This window comes from bacterium (assembly GCA_036524115.1).
In the GTDB taxonomy this organism is placed as follows: domain Bacteria; phylum JAUVQV01; class JAUVQV01; order JAUVQV01; family DATDCY01; genus DATDCY01.
The window spans coordinates 1-14,996 of record DATDCY010000347.1 but is presented as its reverse complement, the minus strand read 5'-3'; the positions used below and the strand labels follow the sequence as shown (position 1 = coordinate 14,996).

General features: G+C 71.6%; 13 protein-coding genes and 3 tRNA genes. 6 read left to right on the top strand and 10 right to left on the bottom strand.

All coding sequences use genetic code 11. From position 1 onward, the window contains the following. The first annotated feature begins 90 nt into the window (after nt 1-90). From VI078_17150 to VI078_17135, 4 genes are all read left to right on the top strand, one after another. On the top strand, nt 91-573 hold the full coding sequence (locus VI078_17150; GenBank protein ID HEY6001013.1) for a CYTH domain-containing protein: 483 nt from the start codon (nt 91-93) through the stop codon (nt 571-573). Beyond that, nucleotides 570-998: an NUDIX hydrolase gene (locus VI078_17145; protein HEY6001012.1), complete on the top strand. Its 429-nt coding sequence runs from the start codon at nt 570-572 to the stop codon at nt 996-998. The genes VI078_17150 and VI078_17145 overlap by 4 nt, the downstream gene beginning before the upstream one ends. Then, nucleotides 995-1,489 (top strand): histidine phosphatase family protein, encoded by a 495-nt coding sequence (locus VI078_17140; protein ID HEY6001011.1) that lies wholly within the window; start codon nt 995-997, stop codon nt 1,487-1,489. The genes VI078_17145 and VI078_17140 overlap by 4 nt, the downstream gene beginning before the upstream one ends. Before the next feature lie 168 nt (nt 1,490-1,657). After that, nucleotides 1,658-2,080, top strand: a complete 423-nt coding sequence (locus tag VI078_17135) for a hypothetical protein (protein ID HEY6001010.1) — start codon at nt 1,658-1,660, stop codon at nt 2,078-2,080. A 14-nt stretch (nt 2,081-2,094) separates the two neighbouring features. Here VI078_17135 and clpX read toward each other — a convergent pair whose 3' ends face one another. The 7 genes from clpX to VI078_17100 all read right to left on the bottom strand — a co-directional run bounded on the left by clpX (nt 2,095) and on the right by VI078_17100 (nt 7,576). Beyond that, entirely contained in the window at nt 2,095-3,348 is a 1,254-nt protein-coding gene (clpX, locus tag VI078_17130; GenBank protein ID HEY6001009.1) for an ATP-dependent Clp protease ATP-binding subunit ClpX, read from the bottom strand. Nucleotides 3,349-3,355: 7 nt separating this feature from the next. Continuing rightward, entirely contained in the window at nt 3,356-3,946 is a 591-nt protein-coding gene (gene clpP, locus VI078_17125; GenBank protein ID HEY6001008.1) for an ATP-dependent Clp endopeptidase proteolytic subunit ClpP, read from the bottom strand. A 14-nt stretch (nt 3,947-3,960) separates the two neighbouring features. After that, a complete protein-coding gene (gene tig / locus VI078_17120; GenBank protein HEY6001007.1) occupies nt 3,961-5,247 on the bottom strand; it encodes a trigger factor in 1,287 nt (428 codons plus the stop codon). Between the two features lie 57 nt (nt 5,248-5,304). Then, a tRNA-Leu gene (locus VI078_17115) sits at nt 5,305-5,391 on the bottom strand. 148 nt (nt 5,392-5,539) lie between these two features. Further along, nucleotides 5,540-5,615: transfer RNA gene (locus tag VI078_17110), tRNA-Lys, on the bottom strand. Nucleotides 5,616-5,642: 27 nt separating this feature from the next. Further along, nucleotides 5,643-5,718: transfer RNA gene (locus tag VI078_17105), tRNA-His, on the bottom strand. Nucleotides 5,719-5,812: 94 nt separating this feature from the next. After that, nucleotides 5,813-7,576, bottom strand: coding sequence for a response regulator (locus VI078_17100; protein ID HEY6001006.1), 1,764 nt, complete (start codon nt 7,574-7,576; stop codon nt 5,813-5,815). Between the two features lie 170 nt (nt 7,577-7,746). Between VI078_17100 and VI078_17095 the strand changes: the two genes are divergently transcribed. After that, a complete protein-coding gene (locus VI078_17095) occupies nt 7,747-9,561 on the top strand; it encodes a tetratricopeptide repeat protein (GenBank protein HEY6001005.1) in 1,815 nt (604 codons plus the stop codon). Then, the gene (locus VI078_17090; GenBank protein HEY6001004.1) at nt 9,558-11,357 is read left to right on the top strand and encodes a tetratricopeptide repeat protein; all 1,800 of its coding nucleotides are present in this window, start codon (nt 9,558-9,560) and stop codon (nt 11,355-11,357) included. The genes VI078_17095 and VI078_17090 overlap by 4 nt, the downstream gene beginning before the upstream one ends. Before the next feature lie 13 nt (nt 11,358-11,370). Here the strand turns inward: VI078_17090 and VI078_17085 are convergent, their stop codons facing one another. From VI078_17085 to VI078_17075, 3 genes are all read right to left on the bottom strand, one after another. Further along, the gene (locus VI078_17085; GenBank protein HEY6001003.1) at nt 11,371-12,342 is read right to left on the bottom strand and encodes a tetratricopeptide repeat protein; all 972 of its coding nucleotides are present in this window, start codon (nt 12,340-12,342) and stop codon (nt 11,371-11,373) included. 20 nt (nt 12,343-12,362) lie between these two features. Further along, nucleotides 12,363-13,073, bottom strand: a complete 711-nt coding sequence (locus VI078_17080) for a hypothetical protein (GenBank protein HEY6001002.1) — start codon at nt 13,071-13,073, stop codon at nt 12,363-12,365. Nucleotides 13,074-13,419: 346 nt separating this feature from the next. Then, the gene (locus VI078_17075; protein ID HEY6001001.1) at nt 13,420-14,778 is read right to left on the bottom strand and encodes a hypothetical protein; all 1,359 of its coding nucleotides are present in this window, start codon (nt 14,776-14,778) and stop codon (nt 13,420-13,422) included. Nucleotides 14,779-14,996 lie beyond the last annotated feature (218 nt).

Genomic DNA, 14,996 nt, shown 5'->3' with positions numbered 1-14,996 from the left:
AACGGATGCTCCGGCACGCGGCGGCCGGCGCGCGCGGCGCGCAGCCTCCGGGCGGCGGCGCGCGCGAGAGCGAGGGCGACGGAGGGGGCGATGGCTAAGGAGATCGAACGGAAGTTCCTGGTGACCGGCGACGACTGGCGTGCCGGCGCCGACGCCGGCGTCGCGTACCGCCAGGGCTATCTCTCGGCGGGGGCCGACGCCGCCTGCACGGTTCGCGTGCGCCTCGGCGGCGGGCGGGCCTTCCTCACCGTCAAGGGCCCCGCGGCCGGCGCCGCGCGCGACGAGTACGAGTATCCGATACCACCCGCCGACGCGGCGGAGATCCTCGAGCGCCTCTGCGCCGGCGGCACCGTCGAGAAGGTCCGCCACCACGTCGGGTTCGCGGGCCGCACCTGGGAGGTCGACGTCTTCTCCGGCGCGAACGCGCCGCTGGTCGTCGCCGAGGTGGAGATCGAGGCCGTCGACGCCGCGGTGGCGCTGCCCGCCTGGGTCGGCGCCGAGGTCACGGACGACCCGCGCTACACGAACGCGGCGCTCGCCCGCGCCCCCTACTCCCGCTGGGGGCGGCCGTGAAGGGCGGTCGCAAGCCCGCGTCGTGGTACCGCCAGTCCGGCGTGCTCGCGGTGCGCTACGCTGGTGACGAGCCGCGGGTCCTGCTCGTGACCAGCAGCGGCGGCAAGCGCTGGGTCATTCCCAAGGGGATCGTCGAGAAGGGCCACTCCCCCGCCCGCTCCGCCGCGAAGGAGGCGTGGGAGGAGGCCGGCGTCACCGGGCGCGTGTCGCGGCGCATGCTCGGGCGCTACCGCTACGAGAAGTGGCAGGGCGTGTGCACGGTCCTCGTCTACCGCCTCGACGTCGAGCGCCTGCACCGCTCCTGGCCCGAGGCCCACGTGCGCCGGCGGCGGTGGTTCTCGCCGACCGCGGCGGCCCGGCGCCTCGGGCACGGGGTCCTCGCCGGGATCGTCCTCGACGCGCTGCGGCGGAGGGGCCGGCGGTGAAACGGCTCCTGGTCCTGCGGCACGCCAAGGCCGAGAAGGAGTCGGGGCGCGGGGGCGACTTCGAGCGGCCGCTCGCGCCGCGCGGCAGGGCCGATGCGGCCGAGGCCGGGCGCGTCCTGGCGCTGCGCGGGACGCACCCCGATGCCGTCCTGGCCAGCCCGGCGCGCCGCGCGCTCGAGACGGCGCGGATCGTCGCCCGCGAGCTGGACTTCCCGTGGGACGATATCCGCCCCGAGAAGCGGGCGTACCTGGCCGACGCCGACACCCTGCTGGAGTTGCTGCAGGAGGCGGACGACGGGGCGCGCGCGCTGCTGCTCGTCGCCCACAACCCCGGCGTCACGGAGCTGGCGCAGGCGCTCGTGCGGCGCTTCGCGGAGGAGCTGCCGACGTGCGCCGTGGTCGCGATCGACTGCGCCGTTGACACATGGGGCCGCGTCCGCCCGGGGTGCGGCACGCTGCGCTGGTACGAGGTCCCCCGGGCCCGCCGGTAGCGGCGCGCCGGGGCCGACGATTGCCGCGGCCTGCCGCTTTGGGGTATGATTCATCCCCTGAAGGATGAAGCGTTGTCGATCCGCCGGGATCCGGCGAGCCGTTCCCGGCGGTCCCTCGTCCAGGGAGGATCGTCGATGAAGCGTGGTGCGATGCGGAATGCGATTGCGATGGCGGCGCTCGGCGCCGTGGCGCTGCTCGGCGGGTGCGGCGGCAATTCCGGCCCGGAGGACCTCTCGGGCCGCTGGGAGGGCAACCTCTCGCTGCGGTTCGCCAACGGCGGCGCCCTCGGCGGCGACCTGACGCTCCGGCTCGATCAGCCTCACTCCTTTGTTGCGGGCGAGGCCGAGTGGACACCCATCGGCGAGGTCCAGAGCATCGCCGGCCCGGTCAACGGCGTCAAGGTCTCGCTGCGCATGATCTTCCGCTGCCGCCGGACGTTCGAGACCACGGAGTTGACGGGGACCGTCTCGGGCAACGAGCTGACGTTCACGAACGCGGCCGGAAGGGCCTGCACGCTCGGCGGCGCGCCCGCGCTCGTCGAGACCGGCGAGGCATCCCTCACCCGCAAACTCGACGAGCTGCCGCTGTAAGGCGCGCCGGGGCCCTACGAGGCCTTCTCGTAGAGCAGGATCGGCGCCTGCCCGGCGGTGACGACCTCCTCCGAGATCACCACCTCGCGCACGTTCTGCTGCCCGGGCAGCTCGTACATCACATCGAGCATGATGCTCTCCATGATCGAGCGCAACCCGCGCGCCCCGCTCTTGCGCTCCGTCGCCTTGCACGCGATCGCGCGCAGCGCCCCCTCGGTGAACGTCAGCCGCACGCGCTCGAGCTCGAAGAACTTCTCGTACTGCTTGACGAGCGCGTTGCGCGGCTCGCGCAGGATGCGCACCAGGTCGCCCTCGTCCAGCTCGTCGAGCACGCCGAGCACCGGCAGCCGCCCGATGAACTCCGGGATCAGGCCGTAGTGCAGCAGATCCTCCGGCTCGACGCGCTGGAGCACCTTCGCATCTTCCGCGGTCCGCGCGCCCTCGCCGGCGCCGAAGCCCACGACCCGCCGGCCGAGCCGCTCGCGGATGATCGAGTCCAGCCCGTGGAAGGCGCCGCCGCAGACAAAGAGGATGTTCGTCGTGTTGACCTGGATGAACTCCTGCTGCGGGTGCTTGCGCCCGCCCTGCGGCGGCACGTTCGCGACGGTGCCTTCGACGATCTTGAGCAGCGCCTGCTGCACCCCCTCGCCCGAGACGTCGCGGGTGATCGAGGGGTTCTCGGACTTGCGGCTGATCTTGTCGATCTCGTCGATGTAGATGATCCCGCGCTCGGCCAGCTCCACGTTGTACTCCGCGGCCTGCAGCAGGCGCAGGATGATGTTCTCCACGTCCTCGCCGACGTAGCCGGCCTCGGTCAGGCTCGTGGCGTCCGCGATCGCGAACGGCACCTTGAGGATGCGCGCCATGATCCGCGCGAGCAGCGTCTTGCCGCTCCCGGTCGGCCCGATGAGCAGGACGTTGGACTTCTCCAGCTCCACCCCGCCGAGCTTGCCGCCGACGCCGATGCGCTTGTAGTGGTTGTGCACCGCGACGGCGAGGATCTTCTTGGCGCGCTCCTGCCCGATGACGTACTCGTCGAGCACCTTCTTGAGCGACTGCGGCGTCGGCACGTCCCCCGCGCCCGAGGGCCCGAGCCGCGCCCCCTCCTCGGCGAGGATGTCGTGGCAGACGCTGATGCACTCGTTGCAGATGTAGACGTTCGGCCCGACGACGAGCTTGCGGACCTCCTCCTGCCGCTTGCCGCAGAAGGAGCAGCTCACGTTGGCCGGCGGCGGCGTCCCGCCGCCCGGTGTCGCCCTGCGTGCCATGCGCCCCTTACGCCCCCGGCCGCCGGACGATGACCTCGTCGATGATGCCGTACTCGCGCGCCTGCTCCGGCGACATGAAGAAGTCCCGGTCCGTGTCGCGCCGGATCGTCTCCATGGACTGCCCGGTGTGGCGCACGAGGATCTCGTTGATCGTCTCGCGCATCCGCAGGATCTCGCGCGCCTGGATGTCGATGTCCGTCGCCTGCCCCTGCACGCCGCCGAGCGGCTGGTGGATCATGATCCGCGCGTGCGGCAGCGCGAAGCGCTTGCCCTTCGTGCCGGCGGCCAGCAGCAGCGCGCCCATGCTCGAGGCCTGCCCGATGCAGATCGTGGAGACCGGGCACTTGAGGTACTGCATCGTGTCGTAGATCGCCAGCCCGGCGGTGACGACGCCGCCCGGCGAGTTGACGTAGAGGTTGACGTCCTTCTCGGGGTCCTCGGCCGCGAGGAAGAGCAGCTGCGCGATCACGAGGTTGGCGATGTGATCCTCGATGGGGTCCCCGAGGAAGATGATCCGGTCCTTGAGCAGGCGCGAGAAGATGTCGTAGGCCCGCTCCCCGCGGTTGCTGCGCTCGACGACGATCGGCACGAGACTCATCACGCTTGCCCTCCCTACACCATCTTCGCGCGCTCGGCCACCCACTCGAGGGCCTTGTCCTCGAGCAGGGAGGCGGCGAGCCCCGCGAGCGACCCGTTCTCCACGAGGCGCCGGCGCACCTCCGCCGGCTCCAGCTTGTTGGCCGCGGCGATCTTGCCGATCTCCGCCGCCAGCTCCTCCTCGCCCACCGTGATCCCCTCGCGCGCCGCGATCGCCTCGAGCACGAGCGAGATGCGCACCCGCCGCTCGGCGGCCGGCCCGGCGTCCTCGCGGATCTGCGCCCGCGTCTTCTGCACCTCGGCCCACGGCATCCCGCGCATCACCAGGTAGCGCTCGGCCTCGGCGATGAGCGACTCGCGCCGGCGCTCGAGCATGGTGGGCGGCACCTCGATCGGGTGCAGCTCCGCGAGCCGGCGCCCGACCGCGTCGCGCACCCGGCCGCGCGCCGCGACCTCCTTGGTGCGCCGGATGTTCTCGCGCACCTTCGCCCGCAGGTCCTCCAGCCCCTGGTACTCGCCGACGTCCTTCGCGAACTCGTCGTCGAGCGCCGGCAGGATCCGCTCGCGCACCTCGGAGACGGTCACGGTGAACAGCGCCTCCTTGCCCGCGAGCGCCGGATCGGAGAACTGCTCCGGCAGCTTGATCGTGAACTCGCGCGTCTCGCCCGCCGTCGCGCCGATGAGGTTGTCCTCGAAGCCCGGCGGGAACGAGCCGCCGCCGAGCGTGACGGGGAAATCCTTCCCGGAGCCGCCGGGGATCGCGGCGCCCCCCGCCGTCCCCTCGAAGCTGATCACCGCGACGTCCCCGTCGCGCAGCCCGCGCGCCTCCTCGATCTTCTTCACGGTGGCGTGGCTCTGCCGGATCTCCTCGATGAGGCGGCCGACCTCCTCGTCCGCGACCTCGACCGACTCGCCGGGCACCTCGATGCCGGTGTAGCCGGCGGGCTCGAAGCGCGGCTTGACCTCGACCGTGGCCTTGTACGTGAAGGGCTGGTCCTCCTCGAGCGTGAGGATCTCGAACTCGGGCTCCGCCACGGGGTCGAGTCCGACCTTGTCGAGCGCGGCCGGGTAGCTCTCCCCGATCAGGGCGCGGGCGACGTCCGAGGTGATGTCCCCCCAGTAGAGGCGGCGGATGATGTCGGCCGGAACCTTGCCCTTGCGGAAGCCGGGCTGGACGGCCTTGCGCCGGTACTCCCTGAGCATCGCGGCGAAGCCGGCGATGACATCGGCGGCGGCGACCTCGACCGTGATCGCGCGCCTGACGGCGCCCGGTTCCTCGACGGTGACCTTCAGTTCCTCCACGGGGTTCTCCTTGGCCCTAGGCTCGCGGCGTGGGTTCCTTCGGGGAGCGGCGGCGCGTGGTGCGAAAGGGGGGAGTTGAACCCCCACCCCGTCTCCGGGACTGGATTCTAAGTCCAGCGCGTCTGCCCGTTCCGCCACTTTCGCCCGCCGTCTGGTCACAAGGGCCCATCTGCGGCGTCGCACTCCTCCCGGCTCCCTGCGGCGGCCACCAGCCCGCCTCAGTCGCCGGATCGTCGCGCTCCTTGCACCTGGACCCTTCTGGCCAGCCGGCGCGTGTTCATCGCGAAAAACGTGGTGAGCCGTGAAGGATTCGAACCTTCGACCCGCTGATTAAGAGTCAGCTGCTCTACCAGCTGAGCTAACGGCCCACGTTGTACTATCCTATCACACCTAACTGGGGTGGATGAAGGGATTTGAACCCTCAACCCCTGGAGCCACAGTCCAGTGCTCTAACCGTTGAGCTACACCCACCACCTCTCGCGTCCACCCTCCTGACGAAAGCGGTACCCTACGGGTTTTGCAGGGGATTGTCAAGGAATACGTGCGGCGGCGGAACGCGGGGGCCTCAGGCGTGCAGCGCCTCGTCGAGCACCCGGGCCAGGTGCTCGAGGCGGTACGGCTTCTTCACGTAGGCGCCCGCCCCCAGCCGCTGCGCCTCGCGGACGCGCTCGGTCTCGGCATAGCCGCTCGTGATCACCACCTTCAGCCCGGGACGCAGCTCGCGCAGCGCCCGGTACGTGTCGAGTCCGTCCATGCCGCCCTCGAGGATCATGTCGAGCACGACCAGATCGACCGCTTCCCCTCGCCGGAGCAAGGCCACCGCCTCCTCGCCGCTGGCCGCCGTCTGCGGGCGGTAGCCGAGCCGCGTGAGGATCTGCGCGAGCAGGGCCCGCTGCTCCCGCAGGTCGTCCACGACCAGCACGCACTCGCCGCGGCCGAGGTGCTTCTCCAGCGCGGGCACGACGGAGCTCTCCGGCAGCTTCCGGTCGCTCGCCGGCAGGTACAGCGTGATGGCGGTACCGCGCCCCGGCTCGCTGTCGACGAAGATGCAGCCCCGGTGATCCTTCACCGTCCCCCAGACGACGGCCAGGCCCAGTCCCGATCCGCTGCGCCCGAGGACCTTCCGGGTGTAGAACGGCTCGAAGATCCGCTCGGCGTCCTCCGGCGAGATCCCGACGCCGCTGTCCTCCACCGTGAGCGTCACGTACTCCCCCGGCAGGGCGTGGTCGTAGCCCTTGACGGGACGGTCCAGGCGGCGGTTCGCGGTGGTCAGGCGTATGGTGCCGGGCGGGACGATCGCCTCGAAGGAATTGATGACGAGATTCATCACGGTCTTGAAGAGGTGAATGCCCGAGCCCTCGATGTTGGGCAGGGCCGGGTCGAGGCTGGAGACGACCCGGACGTCGGGGTGCGACGCGGCGAGGTGCGCGTATTCCGGGCTGCGCAGGTAGGCGGCAACGACCTCGTTGAGGTTCACGACGTCGCTGACGACCACCCCCCGGCGCGAGAGCGTCAGCAGGTCCTGCACGACCGCGGACGCCTTCTCGGCTGAGTCCTTGATCGCGCGCAGCGAGGAGCGCAGGAACTCGTCGCGCCCGTACTCCAGCAGGAGCAGGTCCGGGTAGCCGACGAGGCCGGAGAGGATGTTGTTCAGGTCGTGCGCGACGCCGCCGGCGAGGACGCCGAGGGACTCCATCCGTTGCGCGCGCAGCAGGCGCCGCTCGAGCGCCCGTTTCTCGCTCTCGGCGGCGATCCGCTCCGTGGCGTCGAAGAGCACCGCGTGGTAGCCGCGCCACGCGCCCTGCCCGTCCCGCAGCAGCGAGTAGGAGACGACGAGGTGGCGGGACGAGCCGCCCCGCGCGGCGACCGGCAGGTCATAGACGGCGCCGAGCCGCGCCGGGTCCTTCAGGCGCGCGGCGCTGCGGATCAGGCGGCGCACGTCGGCGGGGGCGAGCACCTCGGCGATCCTCCGGCCCTCCAGCTCGCCGCGGCGGTAGCCGGTCATGCGGCAGAGCGAGTCGTTGAAGAACGTCAGGCGGCCGCGCTGGTCGATCTCGACGTAGGCCTCGCTCATCCGCTCGAGGATGGAGCGGTAGCGCTCCTCGCTGACGCGCAGCCGGCCCTCGGCGCGGTGCAGCTGCTCGGAGATCCGCATGAACGGATACCAGTGCGTCGGCACCAGCAGCAGCGGCAGGGTCCCCGAGATGAAGACGCCCATCCAGGAGAGGCGGTGCAGGACAGCCATCGTGACCACGGCCAACGCCAGCGAGAGCGCCGCGATGAACAGGGTGGCAACCACCGTGCCCTTGACGGCGCCCAGCCGGACCATGAACTGGAACAGCCTGCCCCGGCTCCAGTCTGAGCGATGAGAGGATTCCATTCAGTGAAGATGCTAGCACGGTTGGGGGCGATCCGCGCCCGTGTCGCGCCCCCGGTCCGCCGGCGGATTGGACGCCGGCGGACGGGGTGCTAGACTGCGCGCGCTAGGAGGGCATCCGGGTGACCACGCGCGAAAATCGGCCGCTGGCCGCCGGCGTCGCCGTGGCGCTGTTCCTGCTCGCGGCGGCGGTATTCTGGCCGGCGCGGCGCAACGGCTACTACCAGATCGACGACGGGCTCTACGTCCTGGTCAACGACCGGGTGCGGGAGGGTCTGCGCTGGCGCGGCGTCGCCTGGGCGTTCACCAGCGTCGGCTACGCGTCGAACTGGCACCCGCTCACGTGGCTGTCGCACATGGCCGACGTCGACCTCCACGGCCTCGACCCGGCCGGGCACCACCAGACGAGCGTGCTGCTGCACGCAGCCGTCTCGGCGTTGCTCTTCCTCGCGCTGCGCGCGCTCACCGGCGCGACCTGGCCGGCCGCCGCCGTCGGCGCGCTGCACGCCGTGCACCCGCTGCGGGTCGAGTCGGTCGCCTGGATCTCCGAGCGCAAGGACCTCCTCGCCGGCCTCTTCTGGATGGCCGGCCTGCTGGCCTGGGCGCGCTACGTCCGCCGGCCGGCCCCGTGGCGCTACGTCGCGGTCGCCGCCTGCCACGCGTTGGGCCTGCTGTCCAAGCCGACGATGGTGACGTTCCCGCTCGCGCTGCTTCTCCTCGACTGGTGGCCGCTCGGGCGCCTCCACGGGAGGGACGGGGCGCTCCGGCGCGCGCTGGCCGAAAAGGCCCCCTTGCTCGCCCTCTCGCTCGCGGGCGGCCTGATGACCCTGTGGGCTCAAGGGACCGCGGTCGTCCCGCTCGCGGACATGTCCCTCGCCGGGCGCGCCGCAACGGGCCTGCGGGCACTTGCCCACTACGTGCGGACGGCCGCCTGGCCGTCCGGCCTCGCCGCCTACTACCCCCTGGACGCCGGCGCCGGCATCGCGGCGCCCCTCGCCGTCCTGGCGACGGCCGCGGCGGCGACGGCGCTCGCGTGGATCGCACGCCGGCGGGCCCCGTGGCTCGCGATGGGTTGGGCGTGGTTTCTCGTGACGCTGCTGCCGATGGCGGGCCTCGTCCAGGCAGGCTGGCAGGCTGCGGCCGACCGCTACATGTACATCCCGCTGGCCGGGCCGTTCGTCGCCGCGGCCTGGTCGCTCGCCGCCGTGCCCGCCGGCCGCGCACGGGCGTGCGCCGCGCTGGCGCTGGTTCCCGTCGCGGCGTCGCTGGTGCCGATGACCCGCGCGCAGATCGGCTACTGGCGCGACAGCGAGGTGTTGCTGCGACGGACCCTCGAGGTGACCCGGCGCAACTGGTTCGCGCACCTGCAGCTCGGCAGGCTGCTGGCCGGCAGGCAGCGGCTGGACGAGGCGGAGATACAGCTGCGCGAGGCGCTGGCGATCTACCCCGACGCCCCCGAGGGACACCGCGCCCTCGGGCTGCTGCGCCTGCAGCAGGGCCGCGCCGACGAGGCGGTTGCGAGCCTGCGCCGGGCGGTGGACGGCAGACCGGGGGCTGCGGGGATGTGGCACGACCTGGCCACCGCCCTCGCCGCGACGGGCCGCCACGCGGAGGCGGCCGCGGCGTTCCGTCGCGCGGTGGAACTGGAACCGGAGACGGCCGCGTTCTGGTGGGGACTGCAGGGCGAGCTCGCCCTCGCGGGCCGGGAGCCCGAGGCCCGCCAGGTCATCGCAGCGGCGCTCCGGCGCTTCCCCGGGCTGGCCCGGCTGCACGCCGACGCGGGCGTGCTCGCCGCGAGGGCCGGCGACCTGGAGGAGGCCCGGCGCGAATTCGAGGGCGCGCTCGAGCTGGACCCGGGCGACGAGAACACCAGGCGCAATCTGGCGCGCCTGCTGGCGAACCCGCGCTTGCGCGAGAAGCACGGCGAGGAACCGTGAGCGCGGATCACGCTGCGCTCGCGGCGACGCGCGGGCGCCGGCGGTTGATCGCCGCCGTCCTCGTCGCCGTGACGCTCGCCCTCTATGCGCAGGTCGCCGGACACGACTTCATCACGCTCGACGACGGCGCCTACATCACGCTGAACCCCAACGTCAGCACGGGGCTCACCCTGGAGAACGTCCGCTGGGCGCTCACCGCCGAGCACAGCGGCAACTGGCACCCGCTGACCTGGATCTCCCACATGCTGGATGTCCAGCTCTTCGGCCTCGACGCCGGGCGCCATCACTTCGTCAGCGCCCTCCTCCACGCCGTCGACGCCGCGCTGCTGTTCGCGGCGACGAGCGCCATGACCGGCGCCGTCTGGCCGAGCGCGCTGGTCGCGGCGCTCTTCGCGTGGCACCCGCTGCACGTCGAGTCGGTCGCGTGGGCGGCGGAGCGCAAGGACGTGCTCTCGACGCTCTTCTGGATGCTCGCGCTGCTCGCCTACGTGCGCTACGCGCGGCGGCCGTCGCCGCGGCGCTACGCCGGCGTCGTCGCGGCCCTGGCGCTCGGCCTGGCGTCCAAGCCGATGCTCGTCACGCTGCCGTTCGTCCTGCTGCTCCTCGACTACTGGCCGCTCGCGCGGCTGCGCGCGGGCTGGCGGCTGCCGCTGCTCGACAAGCTGCCGCTGCTGGCGCTGGCCGCGGCCTCGAGCGCGCTCACGGTCCACGCGCAACGCGAGAGCAACGCCGTCCTCGAGCTGGTGTACTCGCCCCTGCGCGACCGGGCGGCAAACGCGCTGCTTTCCGCGACCCTCTACCTGCGGGACACGTTCTGGCCGGCGCGCCTGACGCTCTTCTACCCGCACCCGCACGGAAGCTGGGAGGCGTGGAAGATCGGGGTCGGCGCCGCGCTGCTGGCGGCGGTCACGCTCGCGGCGCTGGCGCTGGCGCGGCGGGCGCCCGCGCTCTTCACCGGCTGGTTCTGGTACGCCGGCACGCTCGTCCCGGTCATCGGCCTGGTGCAGGTCGGCGACCAGGCTCGGGCCGACCGCTACACCTACGTGCCGCTCGTCGGCATCTTCATCGTCCTCGCGGCCGGCCTGCGGGTGCCGGCGGCGCGGGCGCGCCGCGCGGTTGCCGCCGCGGTGGCCGTCGCGCTCATCGCGCTGGCCGCCGCGTGCTGGCGCCAGATCGGCTACTGGCAGAGCGGCCTGACGGTCTACCAGCACGGCATCGACACGGTGCCCGACAACTGGCTGGCCTACCTCAACATCTCGCGGGAGCTCTCGAATGCCGGCCGCCAGAAGGAGCGCAGCGAGGCCATGTCCAAGGCCTTCGCGCTGAACCCGCAGCTGAAGGCGGACACCTACTGCAACGCCGCCGGCATCCTCATCGCCCAAGGCGACCTGGCACGGGGCATCGAGCAGCTCCGGTCGGCGCTGCGCGTGGCGCCCGGGCACCGCGAGGCGATGCGGCGGCTGCGCGAGCTGCTGCGGCAGCGTCCGGAGGCGTACCTGCTGGTGGGGCCGGAGGCGGCCGGCGGCAACCGCGACGCGCCTGCCGCCCGCTACGTCAGCGCCGGCAATGAGCTGGGCCGCCTCCAGCTCTTCGAGGAATCCGTCGCCGCGTTCAAGGCAGCCATCCGCCTGCGGCCCGACCTGGCCGAGGCCTACGCCGGGCTGGGGACCTCGCTCGGAAATCTCAGGAGATTCCCGGAGGCCGAGGCCGCCTACCGCGAGGCGCTGCGTTTGAAGCCGGGGCTCCCCGAGGCGCAGGGCAACCTGGCGACGCTGCTGAAGGCGATGGGGCGCTGAAGAGACAGGGGCCCTATGGCTGCCGCGGCACCCGGGCGCGCACGTTCTCCCAATACATCCTGGCCCAGTTGTTCTTGGGATCGATTCGCACCGCCTCGCGCAGCGCGGCTTCCGCGGCGGCAAGGTCACCCAGCTGGACGTAGGCATCGCCCAGGCTCAAGCGGACCTCGCCGTTGTCGGGTTGGTCCGTGGCGGCGCGCAGCAGATGCGGGAGCGCCTCCGCGGGGCGCTTGAGTCTGAGAAGAACCCTGCCCAAGCTGCGGCTGGCCCTGGGGTGATGAGGGTTCAGTCGCAGACACTCGCGGTACTCGCGCGCAGCATCCTCGTCGAGCCCAAGCCTCTCCAACGCCAGACCGAGATTGTGACGCCCTTCCGGAAGGTCAGGCCTCAGCCGCACCACTTCGCGCTGGTGCGCAAGGGCCTCCGCGAGTTCGCCGGCGGCGAGCAGTTCCGCGGCGAGGTTTGCGTGCATCATCCAGTTCTCCGGCGCGGCGGCGAGCGCCTGTCGATAGAGGCTCCGGTTGTTCGCCCAGGACTCCACCTGCCGCGCACTTGCCGCGGCGAGGGCCGCAACCACCCCGGCGAGACCTACCGCTACGGCCATACGCCGCCGGTCGGCGGCCCGCGATTGAGGCACGCCCCACGCGATCCCCATGAAGATGCCAACGATCGGGAGGTATGTGTAACGGTCCGCGAAGGACTGCTCCCCCACTTGGACGAGGCCGATTACCGGGACAAGCGCGCCGCAGAACCAGAGCCAGCCGACTGCAACCGCCGGTCGCCGGCGTCGCATCAGCAGGGCGAGCAGGGCGCCGAGAACCAGGATCGCCAGGCCCAGCAGGACGTCCCGCAGGGGCACCGCGCCGCCCGGGTGGGGATACATGACACCGAGTTTCGCGGGCCACACCGTCCGGCGCACATACTCCAGGTACGCCACCGGCGCGTTCAGCAGCCGTACGGACAAGGGAAACCGTTCGACCTGCATTGCCCCGGCGGATCGCTGCATCACGAGGGCGATGGCGCTCGTGCCAACCGAGGCCGCCAGCAGGGGCGCTTTCTCCGCCAGGACTCGCCCCCCCCAGTCCCACGGTTCAACGGCCAGAAGTCGAGCAGCAGCAGGAGGAAGGGAAGGGTCACCAGCATGGGCTTGGATGCCAGGCTCGCCGCATACGAGACCAACACGAGGACATATCTCACGGCCCCCGGCCGACGCACGTAGCGGCAGTAGGCCGCGATTGCGAGCAAGCCAAACAAGGTGCTGAGGACGTCTTTGCGTTCGGCAACCCAAGCGACGGACTCCACGTGCAGCGGGTGGATCGCAAAGAGCGCCGCCACCACCGCACCGCGCCAGAGATCGCCCGTCATCGCGCGCAAAACGCTGAACAACAGCACGGCGTTAGCGGCGTGGAGCGCCACGCTGATGAGATGATGCGCACCCGGGTTCATTCCGAAGAACTGCACGTCGAGCATGTGGGAGAGGAGGGTCAGCGGGTGCCAGTTCCCTCCCGCCTGCGCGGTCAATGACCAGCGCACGCCGGCCAGAGAGAGCCCCTCGCGCATCCAGTGAGAAGAGAACACGACGGCATCGTCAAAGACGAATCCGTTGTGAATGACGCCGGCGTAGGCGCCGACAACCACCCCGATGAGCATCGCACCGACGAGGTGGACGCGGGAGGGGCGCATCACGGTTCTGCAAGTTCGGAGTGCCCTCTTCATCACTCCATCCCCCACGCCCACGCCTACCGTCGTCGCCTGGGCCACGCTACCACGCAAGGACTTGATTATGCCTTCCCGAAACCCGTCATCTGGTAGACCTGCGTGAGCAAGGAAGAGCCCGTCTCCCAGCTAGCCTGGTACCCGTGGTACAAACCGGTCGGCGCAGTGCCGGCCGAATTGACGGCGACTGCCTCTGTCAGGACGAACGGAACGAGAATATAGACGCTGTCTTCTGCTGAATCAACCGGCCGGGCGCTGAGACGCTGTGGTCTTCGTGGTCCAGCGGTCCGTCGGGACACGTGTCCAGTCGGCGGGGTCGCCTTCGCCGAAGGGGCTGTGCGATTCGTTAGCGCAGGATCGGCCCCGTGTACACCGCCTCGAAGTCCGCGCCCTTCACGGCGCGGATGGCCGCGAGCGCCTCGTCGTCCCAGTTCTCGTTGGGCGCCCCGCTGATGAACCAGTCCGAGCCGTTGTCGGCGAGGATCATCCCGTACTTCTTGAGCGCCTCGAGGACGACGCGCGCCGGCGCCGGGAAGCCGCTCGTGTCGTACCCCGCCTTGAGCCTCACGCGCAGGCCCATCGGCGGCAGCGCCGCGTCGGTGGAGCTGCTCGCGAAGTGCGTGGCGGGGTGGATGTAGCCGCGCTGGGTCCTCGACGCGGTGAAGCGCAGCGCGTGGTTGATGGCGCCCGCCTGCGCCTCCTCGTAGCGCACCAGGCCGGCAAGGATCGGCAGCCCGGCCGCGTCCGCCGACGTCCAGCCGTCGGGGCGCAACGCGTTGGACGTCAGGTCGAACTTCGCGCCCGAGCCCGCGGCCCAGCCGCCGGTCACCCGCCGCGCGTCGTAGATCTCCCAGAGCAGCAGGTTGTCGACGTCGACGAGGAGGATGTGGCGGTCGCCCGAGGCGTAGGGGCCGCCCTCGATGAGCGCGGCGCCGGGGATGGGATAGGGCCCCGGGTCGCTCTCGTCCGGGTAATAAAAGGAGATCGGGACCTGCGGCTGCGCGCCGCCGATGCGCACGTACGGGATGCCGATGGGCGAGCCCTCCCAGGCGGTGCCGAAGTCCGGATGCAGGCCGGTCGAGGCGCCGATGCTGGCGATGAAGGCGTCCGAGTTCGGGTGCACCGGCGCCGCCGAGATGTCCGTGTTCCAGGGGTTGTCGGCGGGGAACACCGGGAACGCGAAGACCTTCGACGAGGGGGCGCGACGCGCGCCGGCGATCTTCCAGGCGGACGTGAGCCCCGAGCGATCACGAGCGGCGATGAGCACCTCGAGGTCGCGGTCCTCGAGGCCGGCCTTCACGCCGAGGTAGAGCCGCAGCGTCAGCGTCGCGCCGACGCCGCTCGCACGGCAGTGCCGCACGTAGAGGCGGCCCCAGGTGCCCGCCAGGGCAACGAAGGCGCCGGGTCCTGCGCTGCCGCGCCACGCCGTGCCGCCGTTGAACGAGAGGCGGTTCGTCGCGACGCGGTACAGCACGCGGACCGAGCGCGCTGGCTCGAGCCTGCTGCGCAGCGTGAACCAGACGGTGTCGAGGTCGCGCCAGCCGTCGGCGTCGGTGAAGGTGGCGGTGAAGAGGGTCGGGTTCCCGGCGCCAGCCGCGGGGGAGACGGTGCCCGGCGCGGGGCGCGACGCCCCCACCGCCGCGGCGGCGTGGAAGAGCGCAAGGGCGACAGTCAGGCCTGCGAGGGGACCGCGCAGCATTCCCATACGGCAACCTCCCCGGATGTCCTGGGAGATGGCGTAGCACGGTCGCCGGGGCGGCGGCGTGACGGCGGTCACAGGGCGCGCGCGGGCGCCAGTGTGGCAGCCAGCCGCCTCACCAGTCGCGCGACCAGTACTCCTTTTCCCAGTACCGGCTCTCGAGGGCGCCCCTGAGATCCATGGCCGGCAGCCCGGCGCGGCGCAGGAATTCGTTCTGCCGCGCG